This window comes from Dyella sp. OK584 (assembly GCF_057787755.1).
Window position 1 is genome coordinate 2840232 of the sequence record NZ_CM173542.1, and the last position, 22615, is coordinate 2862846.

General features: G+C 62.1%; 15 protein-coding genes. 11 read left to right on the forward strand and 4 right to left on the reverse strand.

Annotated elements, in window-relative coordinates:
* A complete protein-coding gene (carB, locus tag AC3CBN_RS12785) occupies positions 1-3228 on the forward strand; it encodes a carbamoyl-phosphate synthase large subunit (RefSeq protein WP_488633395.1) in 3228 nt (1075 codons plus the stop codon).
* Entirely contained in the window at positions 3225-3701 is a 477-nt protein-coding gene (greA, locus tag AC3CBN_RS12790; protein WP_488633396.1) for a transcription elongation factor GreA, read from the forward strand. The genes carB and greA overlap by 4 nt, the downstream gene beginning before the upstream one ends.
* Before the next feature lie 277 nt (positions 3702-3978).
* Here the strand turns inward: greA and ykgO are convergent, their stop codons facing one another.
* The 4 genes from ykgO to AC3CBN_RS12810 all read right to left on the reverse strand — a co-directional run bounded on the left by ykgO (position 3979) and on the right by AC3CBN_RS12810 (position 7798).
* Positions 3979-4104: a type B 50S ribosomal protein L36 gene (gene ykgO, locus AC3CBN_RS12795; RefSeq protein ID WP_008215056.1), complete on the reverse strand. Its 126-nt coding sequence runs from the start codon at positions 4102-4104 to the stop codon at positions 3979-3981.
* 81 nt (positions 4105-4185) lie between these two features.
* Positions 4186-5082: a LysR family transcriptional regulator gene (locus AC3CBN_RS12800; RefSeq protein ID WP_488633397.1), complete on the reverse strand. Its 897-nt coding sequence runs from the start codon at positions 5080-5082 to the stop codon at positions 4186-4188.
* A 265-nt stretch (positions 5083-5347) separates the two neighbouring features.
* Entirely contained in the window at positions 5348-7366 is a 2019-nt protein-coding gene (locus tag AC3CBN_RS12805; protein ID WP_488633398.1) for an oxidoreductase, read from the reverse strand.
* 174 nt (positions 7367-7540) lie between these two features.
* The gene (locus tag AC3CBN_RS12810; RefSeq protein WP_488633399.1) at positions 7541-7798 is read right to left on the reverse strand and encodes an acyl-CoA-binding protein; all 258 of its coding nucleotides are present in this window, start codon (positions 7796-7798) and stop codon (positions 7541-7543) included.
* 116 nt (positions 7799-7914) lie between these two features.
* Here AC3CBN_RS12810 and cmk point away from each other — a divergent pair, with 116 nt between their 5' ends.
* The 9 genes from cmk to AC3CBN_RS12855 all read left to right on the forward strand — a co-directional run bounded on the left by cmk (position 7915) and on the right by AC3CBN_RS12855 (position 22585).
* The gene (gene cmk / locus AC3CBN_RS12815; RefSeq protein ID WP_488636727.1) at positions 7915-8595 is read left to right on the forward strand and encodes a (d)CMP kinase; all 681 of its coding nucleotides are present in this window, start codon (positions 7915-7917) and stop codon (positions 8593-8595) included.
* Positions 8596-8763: 168 nt separating this feature from the next.
* Positions 8764-10437, forward strand: a complete 1674-nt coding sequence (gene rpsA / locus AC3CBN_RS12820; protein ID WP_488633400.1) for a 30S ribosomal protein S1 — start codon at positions 8764-8766, stop codon at positions 10435-10437.
* 75 nt (positions 10438-10512) lie between these two features.
* Entirely contained in the window at positions 10513-10800 is a 288-nt protein-coding gene (locus AC3CBN_RS12825; RefSeq protein ID WP_488633401.1) for an integration host factor subunit beta, read from the forward strand.
* A 186-nt stretch (positions 10801-10986) separates the two neighbouring features.
* Positions 10987-11256 carry a LapA family protein gene (locus tag AC3CBN_RS12830; protein WP_488633402.1) on the forward strand — a complete coding sequence of 90 codons (270 nt, stop codon included), beginning with the start codon at positions 10987-10989 and terminating at the stop codon, positions 11254-11256.
* Positions 11253-12428: a lipopolysaccharide assembly protein LapB gene (gene lapB, locus AC3CBN_RS12835; RefSeq protein ID WP_488633403.1), complete on the forward strand. Its 1176-nt coding sequence runs from the start codon at positions 11253-11255 to the stop codon at positions 12426-12428. The genes AC3CBN_RS12830 and lapB overlap by 4 nt, the downstream gene beginning before the upstream one ends.
* Positions 12429-12435: 7 nt before the next feature.
* On the forward strand, positions 12436-13467 hold the full coding sequence (locus AC3CBN_RS12840) for an MraY family glycosyltransferase (protein ID WP_488633404.1): 1032 nt from the start codon (positions 12436-12438) through the stop codon (positions 13465-13467).
* Positions 13454-15349, forward strand: a complete 1896-nt coding sequence (locus AC3CBN_RS12845; RefSeq protein ID WP_488633405.1) for a polysaccharide biosynthesis protein — start codon at positions 13454-13456, stop codon at positions 15347-15349. The genes AC3CBN_RS12840 and AC3CBN_RS12845 overlap by 14 nt, the downstream gene beginning before the upstream one ends.
* Positions 15350-16222 carry a UTP--glucose-1-phosphate uridylyltransferase GalU gene (gene galU, locus AC3CBN_RS12850; protein ID WP_488633406.1) on the forward strand — a complete coding sequence of 291 codons (873 nt, stop codon included), beginning with the start codon at positions 15350-15352 and terminating at the stop codon, positions 16220-16222.
* 339 nt (positions 16223-16561) lie between these two features.
* Positions 16562-22585, forward strand: a complete 6024-nt coding sequence (locus tag AC3CBN_RS12855) for an alpha-2-macroglobulin family protein (protein WP_488633407.1) — start codon at positions 16562-16564, stop codon at positions 22583-22585.
* The last annotated feature ends 30 nt before the right edge of the window (positions 22586-22615 follow it).

A 22615-nucleotide genomic window follows, 5' to 3' on the forward strand; every position in this document is an offset into this window, starting at 1 on the left:
ATGGCCAAGCGTACCGATATCAAGAGCATTCTCATCATCGGCGCCGGCCCGATCGTCATCGGTCAGGCCTGTGAGTTCGATTACTCCGGCGCGCAGGCTTGCAAAGCGCTGAAGGAAGAGGGCTACCGCGTCATCCTGGTGAACTCCAACCCCGCCACCATCATGACCGACCCGGAGACGGCTGACGCCGTCTACATCGAGCCGATCAACTGGCAGACGGTGGAGCGCATCATCGCCAAGGAGCGCCCGGATGCGGTGCTGCCGACGATGGGCGGCCAGACCGGCCTCAATTGCGCACTCGATCTGGCCGACAACGGCGTACTCGACAAATACAACGTCGAGCTGATTGGCGCCTCGCGCGAAGCCATCCGCATGGCCGAAGACCGCGAGCTGTTCCGCGTGGCCATGGCCGAGATCGGCCTGGACTGCCCGAAGGCGGAAGTGGTGCGCACCTTTGAACAGGCGCTGCTCACCCAGGTCAAGGTGGGCTATCCGACCATCATCCGTCCCAGCTTCACGCTCGGTGGCTCGGGTGGCGGCATCGCCTACAACCGCGAAGAGTTCGAGGAGATCGTCAAGCGCGGTCTGGACCTCTCGCCGGTCGGTGAGGTGCTGGTCGAGGAATCCGTGCTCGGCTGGAAAGAATTCGAGATGGAAGTGGTCCGCGACAAGGCGGACAACTGCATCATCGTGTGCTCGATCGAAAACCTCGATCCGATGGGCGTGCACACTGGCGACTCGATTACTGTCGCGCCGGCACAGACGCTTACCGACAAGGAGTATCAGCGCCTGCGCGATGCCTCCATCGCGGTGCTGCGCAAGATCGGTGTGGATACCGGCGGCTCCAACGTGCAGTTCGGCATCAATGCCGAGAATGGCCGCGTGGTGGTCATCGAGATGAATCCGCGCGTGTCGCGCTCGTCGGCGCTGGCCTCCAAGGCCACCGGCTTCCCGATCGCCAAGATCGCCGCCAAGCTTGCCGTGGGCTACACGCTCGATGAGCTCAAGAACGACATCACCGGCGGCCTCACGCCGGCGTCGTTTGAGCCGAGCATCGATTACGTCGTCACCAAGATTCCGCGCTTTGCGTTCGAGAAGTTCCCGTCGGCCGATGCACGCCTCACCACGCAGATGAAGTCGGTGGGCGAAGTGATGGCCATGGGCCGCACCTTCCACGAATCGCTGCAGAAAGCGCTGCGTGGCCTGGAAATCGGCAAGACTGGCCTTAACCCGACGGGTCTGGATCTCACCACCGACGATGGCTTGAATGCGCTCAAGCGCGAGCTGCGCGAGCCGCGTCCGGATCGCGTGTTTCACTTGGCCGATGCCTTCCGCGCCGGGCTGTCGCTGGAGGAGGTCTATGGCCTCAGCCGCGTCGACCCCTGGTTCCTTGCCGCGTTCGAAGACATCGTGCTGACCGAAAAGGAAGTGCAAGCCCAGGGCATCACTGCGCTGAACGCCGCACGCATGCGCGAACTCAAGCGCCTTGGCTTCGCGGATGCGCGCCTGGCAGAACTGCTGGGTTCGGACGAGAACGGCGTGCGTCATTTGCGTCACACGCTGGGCGTTCGCCCGGTGTACAAGCGCGTGGATTCCTGCGCGGCGGAATTCGCCACCACCACCGCCTACATGTACTCGACCTACGAGGAAGAGTGCGAAGCGAACCCGACCGATCGCGACAAGATCATCGTGCTTGGCGGTGGTCCCAACCGCATCGGCCAGGGTATCGAGTTCGACTACTGCTGCGTGCATGCGGCGCTGGCGCTACGTGAGGACGGGTTCGAGACCATCATGGTCAACTGCAACCCGGAAACCGTTTCCACCGACTACGACACCTCCGATCGCCTGTACTTCGAGCCGCTCACGCTCGAGGACGTGCTGGAAATCGTCGATCTGGAAAAGCCCAAGGGCGTGATCGTGCAATACGGCGGCCAGACCCCGCTCAAGCTTGCGCGCGCACTTGAAGCTGCCGGCGTGCCGGTGATCGGCACCAGCCCGGACAGCATCGACCTCGCTGAGGATCGCGAGCGCTTCCAGCAGATGATCGAGAAGATCGGCCTGAAGCAGCCGCCGAACCGCACCGCGCGCAGCGCGGACGAGGCGCTCGCGCTGGCAGGCCAGATTGGCTATCCACTGGTGGTGCGTCCGAGCTACGTGCTCGGTGGTCGTGCGATGGAAATCGTCTACAGCGATGCCGATCTCTCGCGCTACATCCGCGAAGCGGTGCAGGTGTCCAATGATTCGCCGGTGCTGCTGGACCGCTTCCTTGACCACGCGGTTGAGGTGGACGTGGACATCATCGCCGACGCCGAAGGCAACGTGCTGATCGGCGGCATCATGGAACATATCGAGGAAGCTGGCGTGCATTCGGGCGACTCGTCCTGCTCGCTGCCGCCGTACTCGCTTACCGCCGAAGTGCAGGATGAACTGCGTCGTCAGGTCACCATGATGGCGAAGGAGCTGAAGGTTATTGGCTTGATGAACACCCAGTTCGCCATTCAGGGCGACACGGTATTCATCCTCGAAGTGAACCCGCGCGCCTCGCGCACGGTGCCATTCGTGTCCAAGGCCACCGGCGTGCCGCTCGCCAAGATCGCCGCGCGTGCCATGGCGGGTCGTTCGCTGATCGAGCAGGGCACCACGCGCGAAGTGATTCCCGAGTACTACTCGGTGAAGGAAGCGATCTTCCCGTTCCTGAAGTTCCAGAACGTCGATCCGATCCTTGGCCCCGAGATGCGTTCCACCGGCGAAGTCATGGGCGTTGGCCGCAGCTTTGGTGCGGCGTTTGCGCGGGGTCACGAAGCCGCTGCGATCAAGACACCGCCGAAGGGCAAGGTGTTCGTGTCGGTGCGCGATGCAGACAAGGATCGCCTGCTGCCGGTTGCACGCGAAGTGCTGGAGCGCGGCTTCAGCCTGGTCGCCACTGAAGGCACGGCCGCCTATCTGGGTGCGCACGGCGTGGCTTGCGAGCGCATCAACAAGGTGATCGAAGGTCGCCCGCACATCGTCGACCTGATCAAGAACGGCGAAATCGTCTATATCGTCAACACGACCGAGGGTAAGCAGGCAATCGCCGACTCGTTCTCGATCCGGCGCGAGGCCTTGCAGCAGCGCGTCACGTACTCCACCACGGTGGCAGGTGCCCGCGCTCTGGTGCATTCGCTCGATTACCACGGCGACGGCCAGGTGCACAGCCTGCAGGAACTGCATAAGGAACTGAAAGCATGAGTCGAGCTCCCATCACCAAGACGGGTTCAGAGCGTCTTCGCGGCGAGCTGGAAAAACTGAAGTTCACCGATCGTCCGCGCATCATCGCAGCCATCGCGGAAGCACGTGCCCATGGCGATCTCAAGGAGAACGCCGAGTACCACGCGGCGCGTGAGCAGCAGAGCTTTGCCGAAGGTCGTATCGCCGAGCTGGAAGCGGCGCTATCCACGGCCGAAGTCATTGACGTCAGCCGCCTGGCTGCAGGCACCCGCGTGGTGTTCGGCGCCACGGTGGATCTGGAGGAAGAGGAAAGCGGTGAGGCCGTGACCTACCAGATCGTTGGCGACCTGGAAGCCGACATCAAGCAACGCTTGATCGCCGTGTCTTCGCCCATCGCGCGTGCCTTGATCGGCAAGAGCGAAGGCGACAGCTTCGAGTTCAAGGCACCCAATGGTGTGAAGCGTTACGAGATCACCGGTGTGCGCTACGCCTGATTGGCCTGGTGTTTTTGCAGGTAACAGAAAGGGCCGCTCACGGCCCTTTCTGTTGAGTAACGCGCGGCTTTTGTAGGAGCGCACCTTGTGCGCGACCGCAGAGTTTCGTCGTTGCTGCTTCGTAGGCTTTTCAGCAGCTTTCGCTGTGCAAACCGGTCATCCTGCCGGTTTGTCGCGCACAGGGTGCGATCCTGCAAAAAGAATAGCCCGTCGTATGTTGTGGGCAATAAAAAAGGCCGCTTTCGCGGCCTTTTTTGCACTCATCGCAGCTGATGGATTAGCGCTGACGAGCCTTGAAACGCGGATTGCTCTTGCAGATCACGAACACTTTGCCGCGACGGCGCACAACCTTGCAGTCACGGTGCCGCTGCTTGGCGGACTTCAAAGAGGAAAGCACCTTCACGGCCAGCTCCTGAAACAAATAGAAAGAGAAAAGACAAGAACGGAATTGTAACCGCCGGAATGGCTTGGCACAAGTCCGCGATTATTCCGGTTCAGTCATGGCACTCAGGAATCGCTGCACTACCGGCGAGGGATCATCGGCCCGGCTGGCCAGGGCGAGCAGCATGTAGGCATCCGGATCCTCCAGCCGCAGATAGCTCACCCCCGGCAGGCTCACCGTGCGCATCGAGGCGGGCACCAGCGCCAGGCCCATGCCGGCGGCCACCAGCACCAGCAGGCCGTTAATCTGCTGGGCATGCTGGCGGATCAGTGGGTGGAAGTTGGCCTTGGCGGCAATCTGGGTTAGGCGATCGAACAACGTGGCCGCCAGCTCTCGCGGCTGTACCACGAAGGCTTCCATGGCGACCTCTCGCAGCCAGATGCTTTCCCTGCCGGCCAGCGGATGATTGGAGGGAAGGGCCAGCAATAGCGGTTCGTGGTCGATGACATCCAGGCGAAGGCCTCGTGCGATGCCTTCATGGCGTGGCTCGTCGCGCACGAAGCCCACGTCGAGTTCACCGGCCAGCAGGGCGGCGTACTGGGCTTCGGTATACATCTCGCTGAGGATCAGGCGCACCTGCGGGGCGAAGCTGCGGTAGCGCAGCAAGGTCTGGGGCAGGGCGGGGTGAAAGGTCACTGACACGGTATAGGCCAGCCGCAACTTGCCGCTGAACCCGGTGGCGGCATCGGCCATCTGGGCGCGGACTTCTTCCGCCTTGTCCAGGATCTGGCGGGCCTGTTCCAGGAACAGCTTGCCCGGCTCGGTCAGGGCGACGTTGCGCTTGTTTCTCTCCAGCAAACGAACCCCAAGATCGTTCTCAAGAGCCTGTATTTGCTGGGAAAGAGGGGGCTGTGAGATGTACAGCCGCTGGGCAGCGCGGGTGAAGCTGAGCTCTTCGGCCACGGTCACGAAGTAACGAAGCTGACGGAAGTCGAACATATGAGGGGCTTTAATATGGATTTCGAATAAGTGTCGACCTAAATATATATTTGTTTCTATAACCCGTCGATCATATTATCTCTTTCGTCCCGCCACCGTCCCCTCCCCCCAGGTGGCGGCGACCCTCGCCCCGCTGCGACGCTACCCCCGCGATATCTGGTCTCCCTCCCCCCTGACCCATATCGACGCGTCGCCCAGCGGGGCGCTTTCTTTTTCACGACAACGCCCGGCCTCTGGCCGGGCGTTGTCGTTTGGGAACAGGCACTTAGATCGTCGCCGCCAGGCGCGTACCCTGGTCGATGGCGCGCTTGGCGTCCAGCTCAGCGGCGACGTCGGCGCCACCGATAACGTGAGTCTTCACGCCGGCCGCCTGAAGGGCATCAGCCAGGCTGCGGTTCGGTTCCTGGCCAGCGCAGATGATCACGTTGTCCACTGGCAGCACCTGTGGCTTGCCATCCATCGTGATGTGCAGGCCTTGGTCGTCGAAGCGTTCGTAGGTGACCCCACCGAGCATGGCTACTTGCTTGGCCTTGAGCGTGGCGCGGTGTACCCAGCCAGTGGTTTTGTTCAGGCGCGCGCCGGGGCGCCCGTCGCTGCGCTGGAGCAGCCATACCTGCCGTGCGGGACCCTCTGGCCTCGCTTGGGCAAGGCCGCCGCGAGTGTCGAGCTGCATGTCCACGCCCCATTCGCGTGACCAGCGCGGAATATCGAGGGTGGGCGAGGGCGCGTGCTGGACCAGGAATTCCGCCACATCGAAGCCGATGCCGCCGGCGCCAATGATCGCAACGCGCTGGCCCACCGGCTTGTTGTGGGCGAGCACGTCCAGATAGCTCAGCACGCGCGGGTCGTCGCTGCCGGGGAAAATCACCCGTCGCGGGGTAATGCCGGTGGCGACCACCACCTCGTCGTAGCCTGCGGCTGTCAGCGAAGCGGCATTGACTACCTGGCCGAGCTGCACGGTCACGCCGGTGTCGTCGAGGCGGTGCCGGAAAAAGCGCAGCGTCTCGTGGAATTCCTCCTTGCCGGGGATGCGTTTGGCGTAATTGAACTGGCCGCCGATCTCGCCGGCCTTGTCCATCAAGGTAACGGCGTGACCGCGCTCCGCGAGCGTACTTGCACAGGCGAGGCCCGCCGGCCCAGCGCCGATCACTGCAAGGCGCTTGCGGTTTGCAGACGGCTCGATCCGAAGTTCGGTTTCGTGGCAGGCACGGGGATTAAGCAGGCAGCTTGCACGACGGTTCTGGAACACATGGTCCAGGCAGGCCTGATTGCAGGCGATGCAGGTATTGATTCGTTCGCTGCGACCCGCCCTGGCCTTGTTGGGCCATTCCGGATCGGCCAGCAATGGGCGCGCCATCGACACCATGTCGGCCTCGCCGCTGGCGAGGATCTGCTCGGCCACATCAGGCATGTTGATGCGATTGGTGGTAATCAGCGGAATGGTCACCTCGCCTTTGAGCTTTTTGGTGACCCACGCAAAGCCCGCACGCGGCACGCTGGTGACAATGGTAGGAATACGCGCCTCGTGCCAGCCGATACCTGTGTTGATGATGCTGGCGCCTGCCTTCTCGATGGCTTTGGCTAACGTGGCGATCTCGTTCCAGTCCTGCCCGTTGTCCACGAGATCGAGCATCGACAGGCGATAGATGATGATGAAGTCGCGGCCCACAGCCTCGCGCGTGCGGCGCACGATTTCCAGCGGAAAACGCATGCGCTTGGTGGCATCGCCGCCCCACGCATCATTGCGCTCGTTGGTGCGAGCGGTGAGGAACTGGTTGATCAAATAGCCTTCCGAACCCATCACCTCGATGCCGTCATAGCCGGCATCCTGCGCAAGCTTGGCGCAGCGCACGAAGTCGCGAATGGTGCGTTCGACGCCACCCGCGGAAAGGGCGCGTGGCGTAAATGGTGTGATCGGTGACTTCAGCTTCGACGGCGCCACAGACAGCGGGTGATACCCATAGCGCCCCGCGTGCAGGATCTGCATGCAAAGCTTGCCGCCCTCGGCATGCACTGCGCGGGTGAGCTTTCGGTGCCGGGCCACATGCCAGGGCATGGTCAGGCGGCCTCCGAACGGTTTCAGCCAGCCTTCAATGCTGGGCGCGATGCCTCCGGTGACCATCAGCCCTACGCCGCCGCGGGCGCGCTCAGCGAAATAGGCGGCCAGCTTGTCATAGTCGCTGGACTTGTCCTCCAGGCCCGTATGCATCGAACCCATCAGGATGCGGTTGGGCAGGGTGGTGTGCTCAAGATCGAGCGGGGAGAACAAGCGTGGATAGTTCATACGGACCGAGTGGTTCAAACGGTCGTATGAATGTGCCCGGTGGGGCCGTTTGAAAGCAAGGAATTTCGTCCGCATCCCGATTTCGACTGGGTCGGGACTTCAGACCGTCATACCGGGTTGCGCGGGGATGACGGTGAGGCGGGCGTGCGCTAGGTGGGCTTGCCGAGTGCTTGGTCAGGCCAGAAGGTCGCGCACCAGTTCGATATAACGCTGCATGGCTTCGTCTCCGGAAATGCCGCGCAACTGAGCCCACGACTCGTATTTGGCGGTGCCAACGAAATCGAAGAAGCCTGGCTGCTCGCCGTGGACATCACCCTCCGAACCCTGCTTGTAGAGGGCGTAGAGCTTGAGCAAGGTGTCGTTGTCCGGTCGCTGGCCAAGCTGCTGGATGTCTTCGGCGGCTTGTTCGAATTCGCGACGCAGTTCGTTCATGGTTGGGACGTGCATGGGCCTGACGGATTGAAAAAGGGCAACTGGAATTCCCGCGTTCCGTGCGAGGACCAACGCGATAGCATATGCGTTTTCTCTCGCCCCCGTCAGGAACCCCCATGAACCCATCGTCGTCCGTCCCTGTGCTTACCATCGACGGACCGTCGGGATCGGGCAAGGGCACCATAAGCCGCCTGGTGGCGGATAAGCTGGGCTGGCGGCTGCTGGACTCGGGCGCGTTGTACCGGGCCGTGGGTTACGCGGCGGGTGCGGAGGGGTTGGACTTGTCCGACAACGAGGCGGTGACCCGTTGTGCCGAGACCACCAAGATCCGTTTCCGTGCCGCAACCGACGGCAGCGACACCCGGGTACTGGTCAACGGCCATGACGCCACGGACGAACTGCGAACCGAAACCGCCGGCGCGGCGGCCTCCGCCATCGCCTCGATTCCTTCGGTGCGTCAGGCACTTGTGGACATGCAGCTGGCTTTCCGCAAGGCCCCCGGTCTGGTCGCTGACGGCAGGGACATGGGTACCGTGATCTTCCCCGATGCCCCCTTTAAGGTGTTCCTGACCGCAAGTGCCGCCGAACGCGCGAAAAGACGCTATAAGCAGTTGAAGGAAAAGGGACTCAGCGTTACACTTGCTACCCTTCAGCGCGAGATCGAAGCGCGTGACGCCCGCGATGCATCGCGGTCAGTTGCGCCGCTCAAGCCGGCCGCGGATGCGGTTTTCATCGACACCACCGGCATGGGCATCGACGACGTCGTCGCGAAAGTATTGGCTGTCGTGCAGTCCTGAAGGGGCTGCCGGCGGCTTTTGGTGCCCTTAGCTGCGGCTGGGGGTTTTGGTCAACGGTGCCAAGGGATCTGTCCCGCGTCACCCATAGCCGGTGGGCCAACAATCCGTGCGCTATCCATCCGATGGCACGCGCAGGATCTAAAGCCTTTTCTCATTTCTGGAATCAACATGACTGAAAGTTTTGCCGAACTGTTTGAACAGAGCCAACAGGCTATCTCCAAGCTGAAGCCGGGCGCGATCGTCACGGGTATCGTTGTGGAAATCCGCAACGACGTCGTCGTGATCAACGCTGGCCTGAAGAGCGAAGGTATCGTCCCGATCGAGCAGTTCAAGGACGAGAACGGAGAGCTGGAAGTGCAGGTGGGCGACGAGGTGAAGGTTGCCCTCGACGCACTGGAAGACGGTTTCGGCGAGACCAAGCTCTCCCGTGAGAAGGCCAAGCGTTCCATGGTTTGGGACGACCTCGAGCAGGCCTTCGACAAGGAAGAGACCATCACCGGCAAGATCTCCGGCAAGGTCAAGGGCGGTTTCACCGTCGACATCAAGGACGTCCGCGCATTCCTGCCGGGCTCGCTGGTCGATGTGCGTCCGGTCCGCGATCCGGTTTACCTGGAAGGCAAGGACCTCGAGTTCAAGATCATCAAGCTCGACCGCAAGCGCAACAACGTTGTGGTCAGCCGCCGTGCCGTCGTCGAGACCGAGTTCTCCGAGGAGCGCGAGAAGCTGCTTGAGCGCCTGACCGAGGGCGCAGTGGTCAAGGGTACGGTCAAGAACCTCACCGACTACGGCGCATTCGTGGACCTGGGCGGTATCGACGGCCTGCTGCACATCACCGACATGGCGTGGAAGCGCGTGCGTCATCCGTCCGAAGTCGTCAACGTCGGCGACGAGCTGGACGTCCGCGTGCTGAAGTACGACCGCGAGCGCAACCGCGTGTCGCTGGGCCTGAAGCAGCTGGGTGACGATCCGTGGGTCGCCATCGCCCGCCGCTACCCGGTCGGCAGCCGTCTGTTCGGCAAGGTCTCCAACGTCACCGATTACGGTTGCTTCGTTGAGATTGAGCCGGGCGTCGAAGGCCTCGTGCACGTTTCCGAAATGGATTGGACCAACAAGAACGTCAACCCGGCCAAGGTGGTTCAGGTCGGTGACGAGACCGAGGTCATGGTCCTGGACGTGGATGAAGAGCGTCGCCGCATCTCGCTGGGTATCAAGCAGACTCGCTCGAACCCGTGGGAAGCCTTCGCAGCGATGCACAAGAAGAACGACAAGGTGTCCGGTCAGATCAAGTCGATCACCGACTTCGGCATCTTCATCGGTCTGGACGGCGGCATCGATGGTCTGGTCCACCTGTCCGACATCTCCTGGCAGGTGTCCGGCGAAGACCTCGTTCGCAACTTCAAGAAGGGCGACGAGATCGAGGCCGTGGTGCTGGCAGTTGATCCGGAGCGCGAGCGCATCTCCCTCGGCATCAAGCAGATGGAGCAAGATCCGTTTGGCCAGTTCATGGCGACCAATCCGCGCGGCACCATCGTCAACGGTACCGTGAAGGAAGTCGACGCCAAGGGTGCGGTGATCGACTTGGGCGAGGGTGTTGAGGGTTACCTCCGCGCCAACGACATCGCCAAGGAGCGCATTGACGATGCCACGCAGCATCTGAAGGTGGGCGACAAGGTCGAAGCCAAGTTCACCGGCATGGACCGCAAGGGCCGCCAGCTGCAGCTGTCGATCCGCGCTAAGGACGAAGAAGATCTGCACGACGCCATGGCCGAGTACTCGAACGCCTCCAGCGGTACGACGAAGCTCGGTGCGCTGCTCAAGGAGCAGCTCAACAAGGCCGACTAAGCTTAGTTGAGGAAGCAAGGGCGGGGCGGCCTCACGGCCGCCCCGCTTGGTTAACGTCACGGACATTGGGGACCCATGACCAAATCCGAATTGATTGAGGCGCTGGCACGGCGTCAGACCCATCTCGCGTTCGCCGATGTGGAATTGGCGGTCAAGAGCGTGATCGAGCAGATGAGCTATGCCTTATCCAATGGCGAGCGCATCGAGGTCCGCGGTTTCGGCAGCTTCGCATTGCATTACCGTCCGCCGCGTATGGGCCGCAATCCCAAGACGGGCGACGCGGTGGCGCTGCCGGGCAAGCATGTCCCGCACTTCAAGCCGGGCAAAGAGTTGCGCGAGCGCGTCAACCTGCTCACGGACTGATTTCCCGGTTAGAGAGTCACGGCAGGAAATTGCGAAGGCAGGTGGCGTTAAGCCAGTCCTGCCTTCTTTTTTGGTGGCGGCAACCCGAGCGGTGCCCCCCCAAAGAAATGAGCATCTCGCCCGCTTTCAGACGCACGGGCGAACGCGCGCCTGTGACGGTCATCAGCAATCGGGTAAAGTCGCCACATGCGATTGATCGTGACTCTGATCCTCCTGCTATTCATTGCCATCGGTGTCGCACTGGGGGCGCTCAACGCCGACCTGGTCGACTATGACTTGGGATTCGTACGGCTTGCGTTGCCCAAAGGCGCAGCCCTGCTGCTGGCGTTGGTGATCGGCTGGCTACTCGGCGGGCTTACCGCCTGGCTGGGTGTGAGCACCAGGCATCGTCGCCAGCGCCGTCAGACATCCGTCGAGGCGGGCCGCAAGTCCAAGACTTCCCCGGCTGGTGCATGAGCGCGCTTCTGTACGTACTCATCCTGCTGGTACCCGCAGCATTTGCCAGTGGCTGGTGGACCGCACGGAAGGCGGGCGCGCGACGTTCGGGCGCGCAGGTCAGTGAGCTGTCCTCAGACTACTTCCGTGGCCTGAATTACCTGCTCAACGAGGAGCAGGACAAAGCCATTGAGGTGTTCCTCAAGCTGGCCGAGTACAACCGCGACACAGTGGAGACTCATCTGGCGCTGGGAAATCTGTTCCGCCGCCGTGGCGAGGTGGATCGGGCGATCCGTCTGCACCAGCATCTGGTGTCGCGCCCGGGCCTTTCCGATGCAATGAAGACCGTGGCCTTGCTCGAGCTGGGTGAGGACTACATGCGTGCGGGCTTGCTGGATCGTGCTGAAACGCTGTTCTCCGATCTCGTGGCGATGGACGCGCATGCTCCGTCTGCACTGCGCCATTTGATCGCGATCTACCAGCACGAGCGCGACTGGCACAAGGCGATTGAACACGCGCGTCGCCTGGAGGCGATGACTGGCGAAGATGAGGCCGGCATGATCGCGCAGTTCTATTGCGAACTAGCCGAACAGTCGCGTCAACACGGTGCTCGTCAGGAGGCGCGCGAATACCTGCGCCAGGCGTTTGCTTGCCAACCCGATTGCGTGCGCGCCTTTATGCTGACTGGCCGTTTGTATGCCGAAGAAGGTCAGCATGCAGAAGCGGCCAAGGTCTATGAGCAGGCGGTGGAGGCGGATATTGCCTTCGTGCCAGAGATCCTTCCTCCGTTGCTCAACAGTTACGCGCGCTCTCAGCAGATGGAGCACGCCGAACATTTTCTGCGCGATATTCTCGATAGGTACCACGGCATATCGCCGGTGCTCGCGCTGACGCGGCTCTACCAGCAGCGTGATGGCGAGCGCATGGCGATCGAGTTCCTCACCTCGCAGTTGCGCCAGCGGCCTTCGGTCCGTGGCCTGATGGCGCTGATCGATGCCACCATGGACAAGATTGAGGGCGAGGCTCGCGAGAACTTCCTGATTCTGCGTGACCTCACCAAGAAACTGCTCGAAGGCCAGGCAATGTATCGCTGCAGCCGCTGCGGTTTCGGTGCGAAGGCGCACCATTGGCAATGCCCCAGTTGCAAGAACTGGAGCACGATCCGCCCGATCCACGGCGTCGCCAACGAATGAGGCAGGGATGAACCCGACTTCGCTGGCGATAGGGATGGTGCTGGCTTCGCTGTTGATCGCTTTGGCTGTTGTGCGTGGAGCCATCGCTTACGCCCATCGTCGCGGCATGATGGACCTGCCTGGGCAACGCCGTTCGCATGTGATTCCCACGCCGCGCGGTGGTGGCATCGGCATCGTGATTGCGGTGCTGCTCACCATGCCGGCCGCATTGGGCCTGTTGCCAGCATCCTGGCCCGCACCGATCGTGGGTGCCCTGGTCGTGGCCACATTGCTGGTGGCCGCAGTGGGGTGGTGGGACGACCATTGCTCCTTGCCGGTGTTGCCGCGATTGGGCATCCAACTGCTTTCGGCGACCCTGGTCGCTATCGCACTGGCCATGTATGGCATGTCCTGGTGGTGGGTGCCGCCGCTGGTACTGGGCGGCGCTTGGAGCATCAACCTGCACAACTTCATGGATGGCATCGATGGCCTGCTGGCGCAGCAGGTGATCTTCGTGGGAGTCGGGTTAGCCATGCTGGCGTGGGCGGCCGCCCAACCGGCGCTGGCGTGGGCGGCCGCTTGCCTGGCGTCTGCCGCGTTGGGCTTCTGGTACTACAACCGGCCGCGAGCCAGCATCTTCATGGGGGACGTAGGCAGCGGCACCATGGGGCTGTTGCTGTTTGCCCTCACGGCCCTGCTGTGGCGGGCAGACTGGCGCCTGCTGTGGCCGGCCTTGACCCTCAGTTCATCTTTTGTAGCGGACGCTACCCTTACCCTGTTAGCCCGTATGGCTGGTGGCCGGCGTTGGTACACTGCGCATCGCGAACACCTTTATCAGTGGTTGGTTCGCAGTGGATACACGCATGCCGCGGGGGGAACGTGCTATCTGGCCTGGAATCTGCTGGTCGCGGCACCGCTTGCCGCGCTCGCGTGGTTCCGGCAAGCGTGGTCGGTGCCGGTGTTTATCGGCACGTACCTGCTAGCGATCGTCGTATGGATACTCATGAAGCGCTGGTGTCTGCAGCGCATTTTGCACAAGGGTCGTCATGTCGCTTCGTAAACTGATCGGTGTCATCCATCCGCGAACGGCCGTGGTGCTCCACGATCTGTTGATGGCTGCGCTGGCCTGGTGGGTCGCCAAGGCGTTGCGTTACGCCCTTATCGACAACGCGGCGATCAGCTTTCACACGCTTGAGTTTCCCCTCGTGTTGCTGGTGCAGGGAGCCGTGCTGAGCTGGACCGGGCTGTACAAGGGCGTGTGGCGTTTTGCGAGCCTGCCTGACCTGTGGAACATTTTTCGCGCGGCTGTGCTTGGTGCGCTGGCGATCGCGGCAGCCTTGATGCTCTACAACCGTCTGGTAGACGTTCCTCGTTCGGTGCTGTTGCTGTATCCGGTGGTGCTTTCCGTGTTGCTGGGTACGCCCCGGCTGGCCTATCGCTTCTGGAAAGACAGTCGCCTGGACTTGTTTCAGGCCAAGCCCATGCAGCGCGTGCTTATCGTGGGCGCCGATCGCGCCGGTGAGGCGTTGTCCCGAGACTTGCATCGCGACAACGGCTACACGGTGGTGGGCTTCGTAGACGACAAGGAAAGCCTGCGTGGTGCCAGCATCAATGGCCGCCCCGTGCTTGGTCGCCTGGACCAGATCCCCGAGTTGGCACGCGAGGTGGCGGCTCAGATGCTGCTGATCGCCATGCCGGGTGCGTCCACTCAGGAAATGCGTCGCGTAGTGGAATTGTGCGACCAGAGCGGTCTGCCTTATCGCACCGTTCCGAAGCTCGAAGACGTTGTCTCGGGCCGCGCGCATTTCAACGAGATCAAGGAAGTGGCCATCGAGGACTTGCTCGGCCGCGATACGGTCGAACTGGACTGGACGGCCATCCGAGTCACGCTCACCGGCCGGCGTGTGCTGGTGACTGGTGGCGGTGGCTCGATCGGTTCGGAGCTCTGCCGGCAGGTGGCGCGCCTGGGGGCGCAGTCGCTGTGCGTGGTGGATAACAGCGAGTTCAATCTGTACCGGATTTCGCAGGAACTGCGCGCGGAGTATCCGGAGCTCATTTACGAAGCCATCCTTGCCGATTGCGGTGATCCGGCTGCCATGCGCAAGCTGTTTGGCGAATACCAGCCACAGGTCGTGTTCCACGCGGCGGCTTACAAGCATGTGCCGATGCTGCAAGGGCAGTTGCGTTCCGCGTTCCGCAACAACGTGCTGGCGACGCGCAATGTCGCGGACCTGGCCGACCGTCATCACGTTGAATGCTTTGTGCTGATTTCCACCGACAAGGCAGTGAACCCGACCAGCGTTATGGGTGCCTGCAAGCGCATGGCGGAAATCTGGTGTCAGAACCTCAATGAGCATTCGGATACGCACTTCATCACCGTGCGATTTGGCAACGTGCTTGACTCGGCAGGATCGGTGGTGCCGTTGTTCCGGCAGCAGATCCGCAATGGCGGCCCGCTGACCATCACGCACCCCGAAATTTCGCGCTATTTCATGACCATCCCCGAGGCTTGCCAGCTGATCCTGCAGGCGGCCAGTATCGGCAAGGGTGGTGAGATCTTCGCCCTGGACATGGGCGAGCCCATCAAGATCCGCGATCTGGCCGAACAGATGATTCGTCTGGCCGGTCGCAAGCCGGGCACCGAGATCCCTATTGTCTACACGGGGCTGCGTTCCGGCGAAAAACTGTTCGAGGAATTGTTCCACCCGCTTGAAAACTATGTCGAGACGACGCACGCGAAGATTTTTCTCGCCCAATATCGTCCGGTGAAATGGGATCTACTCAATGCACAGCTGGCCAAGGCCGCCGACGCCGTGGTCACTTATGACGAGGATGTGTTGCGCCAATGCGTGTCCAACCTGCTGCCGTCGTTCCGCTGGAGCGAATCGGTGCAGCCGGGCAACGTGGTGGCGCTGCGCCGCAATGAATCAGGAGAAAAGTAAGTGAGCAAGCCGTTGCGCAAGGTGGTGTTTCCGGTGGCCGGTCTGGGCACGCGTTTCCTGCCCGCCACCAAGGTGGTCGCCAAGGAGATGCTGCCGGTGCTGGATCGCCCGCTGATCCAGTACGCCGTGGACGAAGCAGTGGATGCGGGTGCCGATACCCTGATATTCGTCACCAATCGCTATAAGCACGCCATCGCGGACTACTTCGACAAGGCCTACGAGCTGGAAGCGAAGCTGCAGGAAAAGGGCAAGGACGAACTGCTTGCGCTGGTGCAGGGCACGTTGCCCAAGCATGTGCGCGCTATTTTCGTGACCCAGCCCGAGGCGTTGGGTCTTGGTCATGCGGTGCTCTGCGCCAAGCCTGTCGTCGGCGATGAGCCGTTTGGTGTGGTCCTTCCGGACGACCTTATCTGGAACAAGGGCAAGGGCGCTCTGCGCCAGATGGCAGAACTGGCCGAGGCACAGAACGCCGGCGTCATCGCTGTCGAGGAAGTACCGCGCAACGACACCGACAAGTACGGCATCGTCGACGCCACGCCGATCGACGAGCGCAGTGCGCAGATCCGCCACATGGTGGAGAAGCCCAAGCCGGCCGATGCGCCGTCCAACCTCGCCGTGGTCGGCCGCTATGTATTGCCGGGTCGTATCTTCCAGCTGCTGGAACAGACCACGCCGGGCGCAGGTGGGGAGATCCAGCTCACCGACGCCATCGAAGCGCTGCTCAAGGAACAGGGCAAGGTGCTGGCCTATCGCTTTGAAGGCACCCGCTTCGATTGCGGCAACAAGGCTGGCCTGGTTCGCGCCACCATGCACATGGCGCTGCAGGATCCCAAGCTTGCGCCGGTGGTGCACGAGTTGGCCGCCACGCTCTAAGGTCCTGCACAGGCCATCGGCCCACTGGGTCCGTGGTCTGTGGATGCAAAGCCGGACTACCGGTCCGGCTCCATTGGCGGTCAGCCGCTAATTCCCTCTTGTGCAAGGCAGAGGGATGGCGGCCTTGTAAGAGTCAGACATATCCCCATGCGTCTTTGACGGACGCATGCCAGAATCCCTCCCGCGTTCCGCCATGTTCGGCGCGCAGCATGGTGATGGGTACACCGGTAGTCGTGAGGTCCGCTTCGCAAGAGGCGGGCGTTTTGACGCATCCGGTCTTGGCCCAGGGCCGGCGCGACGCCGTCTTTGTGTTCATCGGATGAAAGCCAGGGAAGCATCATGGATCTGTTGCGGTTTCTGCTCTTACTGCCGTTGCGTCTGTTGCGCGGCCTGTTCGCAGGCATAGGCCTGCTGCTGCGTCCCTTGTTGGGGCAAGTCAGCTGGTCGGAGCCATCATGGTTGCCGGCCACCGGCGGATGGATTCGCCGCCGCCCGATACATGCCGTCAGTCTGCTGGTAGCGGTTCTGATCCTGGGTGCTGGCGGCTGGTTCGGCTGGCAGTGGTACAAGAATCGGCCCCAGCCAGTGGAGCCTTCGCGCATCACGCTGGCCGCCGAGGGCCCGGCGATTACGGACTACACGCAACAGCCGATCGTCATCCATCCGCTGACGGTGACGTTCTCTCAGTCAGCCGCGCCGATCGAACTGGTCGGCAAGCCGGTGACCAACGGCATCGTCATGCAGCCTGCGACGAAAGGGCAGTGGGCCTGGATCGACGACCACACCCTGCGTTTCGTACCCGCCGAGGACTGGCCAATAGGGCGCCATTATGAAGTCCGCTTCGATACGTCCAAGGCCTTCGCCAGTCATGTGCTGATGGCCGATGACCATTTCAGCTTCGATACGCCAGCCTTCGAAGCAAAGGTTGAAAACGGCGAGTTCTATCAGGACCCGCAGGATGCTACCGCCAAGAAGACCATCCTGCCGCTGACCTTCAACTATCCGGTCGACACCGCTGATTTCGAGAAGCGCATAGCAGTCGAGCTCGGGCAACAGGGCAGCCGCGACGCGGCGCTCAAATACACCGTCACCTACGATCAGACCAAGCTGCACGCATGGATTCACTCGCAGCCGCTGTCGCTGCCGCGCGACGAGAGCAGCGTGCGCTACAGCATCGGCAAGGGCGTGCGTAGCGTACGCGGAGGTGATGGCATTGCTAGCGAGATCAAGGTCCAGGTGCGTGTGCCGGGTCTCTACAGCCTGTCCATCAACGGTATCGATCCCACTCTGGTAGACAACGAAAAATACGAACCTGAGCAGGTGTTGGTGCTCAATGTCGGCGGCAGTGTGCGAGACAGTGAGCTGGCCGGCCTGACCAGGGCGTGGGTGCTGCCCGCACGCAAGCCGGGTGTGGAGCAGGGCGACGACGAGCCACCCTACAGCTGGAATGTCTCCGAAGTAGGCGAGGCGCAGTTGCGCCAGTCGCAACCACTCAAGCTCGAACTTGTGCCGACGGAGAATGATTTCGAAGCAGTGCAGAGCTTCAAGTATCACGCCGAACCTGGCCAGCGCATCTATGTGCGTGTGGACAAGGGGCTGAAGTCGTTCGGCGGCTACATCCTTGGCAAACCGCATGCAGCGGCGGTCACCGTACCAAATTATCCCAAACTGTTGCGTTTCATGGCCGACGGTTCGCTGTTGTCGATCACCGGCAGCAAGCGCATCTCCATCGTGTCGCGCAACCTGCCCGGCATGCGTATGGAAATCGGGCGCGTGTTGCCCGATCAACTGCAGCATCTGGTAAGTCTCAACCAAGGTACTTACGCGCACCCTGAATTGAGTTACGCCTTCAGCGAAGATCACATCGTTGAGCGCTTCGAGCAGAAGCGTAGTTTCCCAAAGGGCGATCCGGCCAAGGCTCACTACGAGGGCGTGGATCTGGGCCAGTATCTGAAAGACGGTAAGCGCGGCGTTTTTCTGCTGCATCTGTCGAGCTACGACGCTGTCGCCGAGAAAAAGAAGGAAGAGGCCAGGAAGGCTGCGGAGAACGAGCCGCAGGCCGCGCCGCGTAATGACACATCCGATGCGGAGTCGGAGGGTGATGAGGGCGGCATGTCAGAAGGCGATGCCGACGACAATACGCCCCGTCCCGCCGACACTCGCATGATCGTGGTCACCGACCTTGGCATGCTGGTGAAGCGTTCGCTGGACGGTAGCCAGGACGTGTTCGTGCAGTCCATCCGCAGCGGTCAACCGGTCGCCGGCGCCAATGTCGCTGTACTCGCCGTCAATGGTCAAACGCTTTACAGCGAGACCACGTCCGCGGATGGCATGGTGCATTTCCCGACCTTCAAGGGACTGGAGCGCGAGAAGCAACCGACTCTCTACGTCGTGAAGAAGGCCGACGATCTGTCGTTCCTGCCCATCGGCGGCTACAGCAGCAACGAACGCAAGCTCGACTTTTCGCGCTTCGACGTGGGCGGCGAGCGCAACGCGCAGAACGAAGGGCAGTTGTCGGCGTACCTGTTCTCAGATCGTGGCATCTATCGCCCGGGCGATACGTTCCATGTCGGCCTGATCGTGCGAGCGGCCAGTTGGACGCGCAGCGTAGTCGGCATTCCGCTGCAAGCCGAAATTGTCGACCCGCGCGGCATGACAGTGAAACAGCTGCCGATGTCGATGGATGCGTCGGGTTTCGGCGAGCTCGCATACGCGCCGGCTGAAACAGCGCCCACCGGCACTTGGACGGTGAACCTGTACATCGTCAAGGACGGCAAGGCAGGTGCGCAGATCGGCAGCACCACGGTGCAGGTGAAGGAGTTCCTGCCCGATCGCATGAAAGTCGAGGCGAAGCTGAGCGGCCAGGTGACCGAAGGCTGGGTGAAACCCGATCAGGTCAAGGGCATCGTCGATGCGATGAACCTGTTTGGCACGCCAGCGGCGGATCGCAGGGTGGAAGCGTCGCTCACACTGCGTCCGGCATGGCCGGCATTCCGCAGCTGGCCTGACTACCACTTCTACGACGTGCGCCGCGCCAAGGAGGGTTACGAGGAATCGCTGCAAGACGGCAAGACTGACGACAAGGGCCATGCCGAGTTCGACCTCGATCTCAAGAAATACGCCGACGCTACCTATCAGCTGTATTTTCTGGCCAAGGCTTATGAACCGGAAGGCGGACGCAGCGTGGCCGCCGCGGCGCAGACGTTGGTGTCAAGCAACGACTGGCTGGTTGGCTACAAGTCAGTGGACAACCTCGACTACGTCAACCGCGATGCACCGCGCAAGGTGCATCTGGTGGCGATCGATCACACCGCCAAGTCCATCCCACTGAAGGAACTGAAGGCGCGCCTGGTCGATCGTCGCTATATCTCGGTGCTGACCAGGCAGGACTCAGGCGTCTACAAATACCAGTCCAAGCTCAAGGAAGTTACCGTCAACGAGCAGGCGCTGACCATCCCGGCCGACGGCATGGATTACGCACTGCCGACCGACAAGCCGGGCAACTACGCGCTTGTCATCCTGCGCGGCAGCGATGGTATCGAGGTGAACCGCGTGGAGTACTCGGTGGCTGGCGCCGCCAACGTGTCGCGCTCGCTCGATCGCAACGCCGAGCTGCAGCTCAATCTCAGCAAGCAGGACTACGCTCCGGGCGAAGCCGTCGACGTGGCCATCCGTGCGCCCTACGCGGGCAGCGGCCTGATCACCATCGAGCGCGACAAGGTCTATGCGCACGCCTGGTTCCATGCCGATACCACCAGTTCGGTGCAGCACATCACTGTGCCGGCTGACTTCGAGGGCAACGGCTATATCAACGTGCAGTACATCCGCGATCCGTCCTCGGATGAGATCTTCATGAGCCCGCTGAGCTACGGCGTCGTGCCGTTCTCGGTGAACCTGGATGCACGACGCAATGCCATCAAGGTGGAGTCGCCGGCGCTGGTGAAGCCGGGCGAGACGGTCACGCTCAAGTTGAGCTCACCGCAGCCTACGCGTGCGGTGGTGTTCGCCGTGGACGAAGGCATCCTGCAGGTGGCTCGCTACAAGCTGGGCGATCCGCTGAAGTTCTTCTTCCGCAAGCGCATGCTGGAAGTGGGCACCTCGCAGATCCTCGACCTGATCCTGCCGGATTTCGAGAAACTGATGGCGATGGCTGCGCCCGGTGGTGATGCGGATGCGGCCATCGGTCGCCAGCTCAATCCGTTCAAGCGCAAGCGTGACAAGCCGGTAGCGTATTGGTCTGGCATCGTCGATGTGAACGGCGAAACGGAACTGCGTTACCAGGTGCCCGACTACTTCAACGGCAAGCTGCGCGTGATGGCGGTGGCCGTATCGTCCGACCGTATCGGCACGTTTGAAGGGTCTACCACGGTGCGCGGTGATTTCGTGCTGTCTCCGAATGTGCCGACTACGCTGGCGCCGGGTGACGAAGTGGAGGTCAGCGTGGGTGTGGCCAATAACCTTACCGGCTTGGGCGGCAAACAAGTGCCGGTGGCAGTCACGCTCAAGACGGGGCCGCAGCTGCAGGTGCTTGGCGCGGCGACGCAGAACGTGAGCCTCGGCGAAATGCGCGAAGGCGTGGTCATGTTTCGTGTGAAGGCCACCGACAAGCTGGGCTCGGGCAACCTGAGTTTCGTGGCCGGCTATGGCGACAAGTCTGCACGGCAGAGCGTCGACGTATCGGTGCGCCCGGCTTCTGCCTATCGCACCCAGGTCGACGTGGGCCGCGTGGACACCAATAGCAAGGTGGACCAGCCGGACCTGCGCCGGATGTTCGGCGAATACGCATCGCGAGATGCAGCGATCTCCAACGTACCGGTCGTACTCTCAAGCGGGCTGACGACCTACCTGGTGAACTACCAGCACTATTGCAGCGAGCAGATCGTGAGCTCGGCGATGCCGCGGCTGGTGCTATCCAAGTGGCCGCAGGTGAAGGTGTTCGCCGATGCCCTGCAACCTAAGCTGGAGGGCAAGAAGCTCAGCAACGACGAAGCGTTGGCACAATTCCTCGACGTGCTGCATGCCCGCCAGAACGGGCAGGGTGGCTTCGGCTTGTGGGCGGCCACGCCTGATGCCAATCCGTTCGTATCCACTTATGCCATGCATTTCATGTTGGAGGCACGCGAGCGCGGCGTGACCGTGCCGCGCGACATGTTCGATGCCGGCAACAAGTACCTGCATCAACTTGCAGCCGACGACAGCCTGGACGGGCTCGATCTGCTCCGCCAGCGGGCCTATGCCGTCTATCTGCTGACCCGCCAGGGCAATGTCACCACCAACGATCTGGCGGCCGTGCAGAAGCGCCTGCAGGAGGCGTATCCGGAACAGTGGAAGAACGACCTGGCGGCCGCGTGGCTGGCCGCGTCATACCAGCTCCTTAAGCAGGACAAGCAGGCGGCTCAGCTGATGGCGGGACCGCAGAAGCTTTTGGAGCGTACTGCTGCAGACAAGGACTACACCTACGGCTACTACTACGACTCGCTGATCCGCGATGCCAGCACGCTGTATCTGCTCGGCAAGCATTTCCCAGAGCGCACCAAGACTCTGTCGCCCCGCGTGATGGAGAACCTTTCCTGGCCGTTGGCGCACGGTTGGTACAACACGCTGTCTTCGTCCATGACGCTGCTTGCGCTCGATACCTACTCGACGCAGATGGGGGGCGAGTTGGACAAGCTGCGAATCGACGAAGTGCACGCCGACGGCAGCGTGAAGGGGATCTCTGCCCTGCAAGGCAACTTGTTGCAGGCCGGCAGCTGGGACGCCGCGGTCAATCGCCTGCGCTTCACCAACGCAGGCACGTTGCCTGCTTGGCGCGTCGTCAGCCAAGGTGGTTACGACCGTGATGTCGCGGGCAAAGCCATAAAGAATGGCCTGGAGATCACCCGCGACTACACCGACGTTCATGGCAAGGCGATCGACCAGGTCACCATCGGGCAGGAGATCGACGTTCATCTGAAGGTCCGTGCCACTGGCAATGACGGCATGGGCAACGTGGCGATCGTGGATCTGTTGCCGGGTGGCTTCGAGCCGGTCATTCAGCCGGCGCCTGTAGTCACCGACCGGCAGGGCGACGGCAACGCGCAAGAGGATACCGGCGGCGACAGTACGGTGAAGGCCAGCGAGTGGCGCTCGCCAATCGGTGTCGGCGAATCGAGTTGGCGTCTGGAATACGCCGATGTGCGCGAGGATCGCGTTGTGCTCTATGGCACGGTGTTGCCGGATGTAGGTGAGTTCGTCTATCGCATCAAGGCGACGAATGCCGGCAAGTTCATCGTTCCGCCGGCCTATGGCGAGTCGTTGTACGACCGGCGCGTGCAGGCACGTACTGCCGGCGGAGCGACGCTCACCGTAGTACGTCAGCCCTGAGGAGTGCGGCGCGCCCTCTCGCATGGAGGG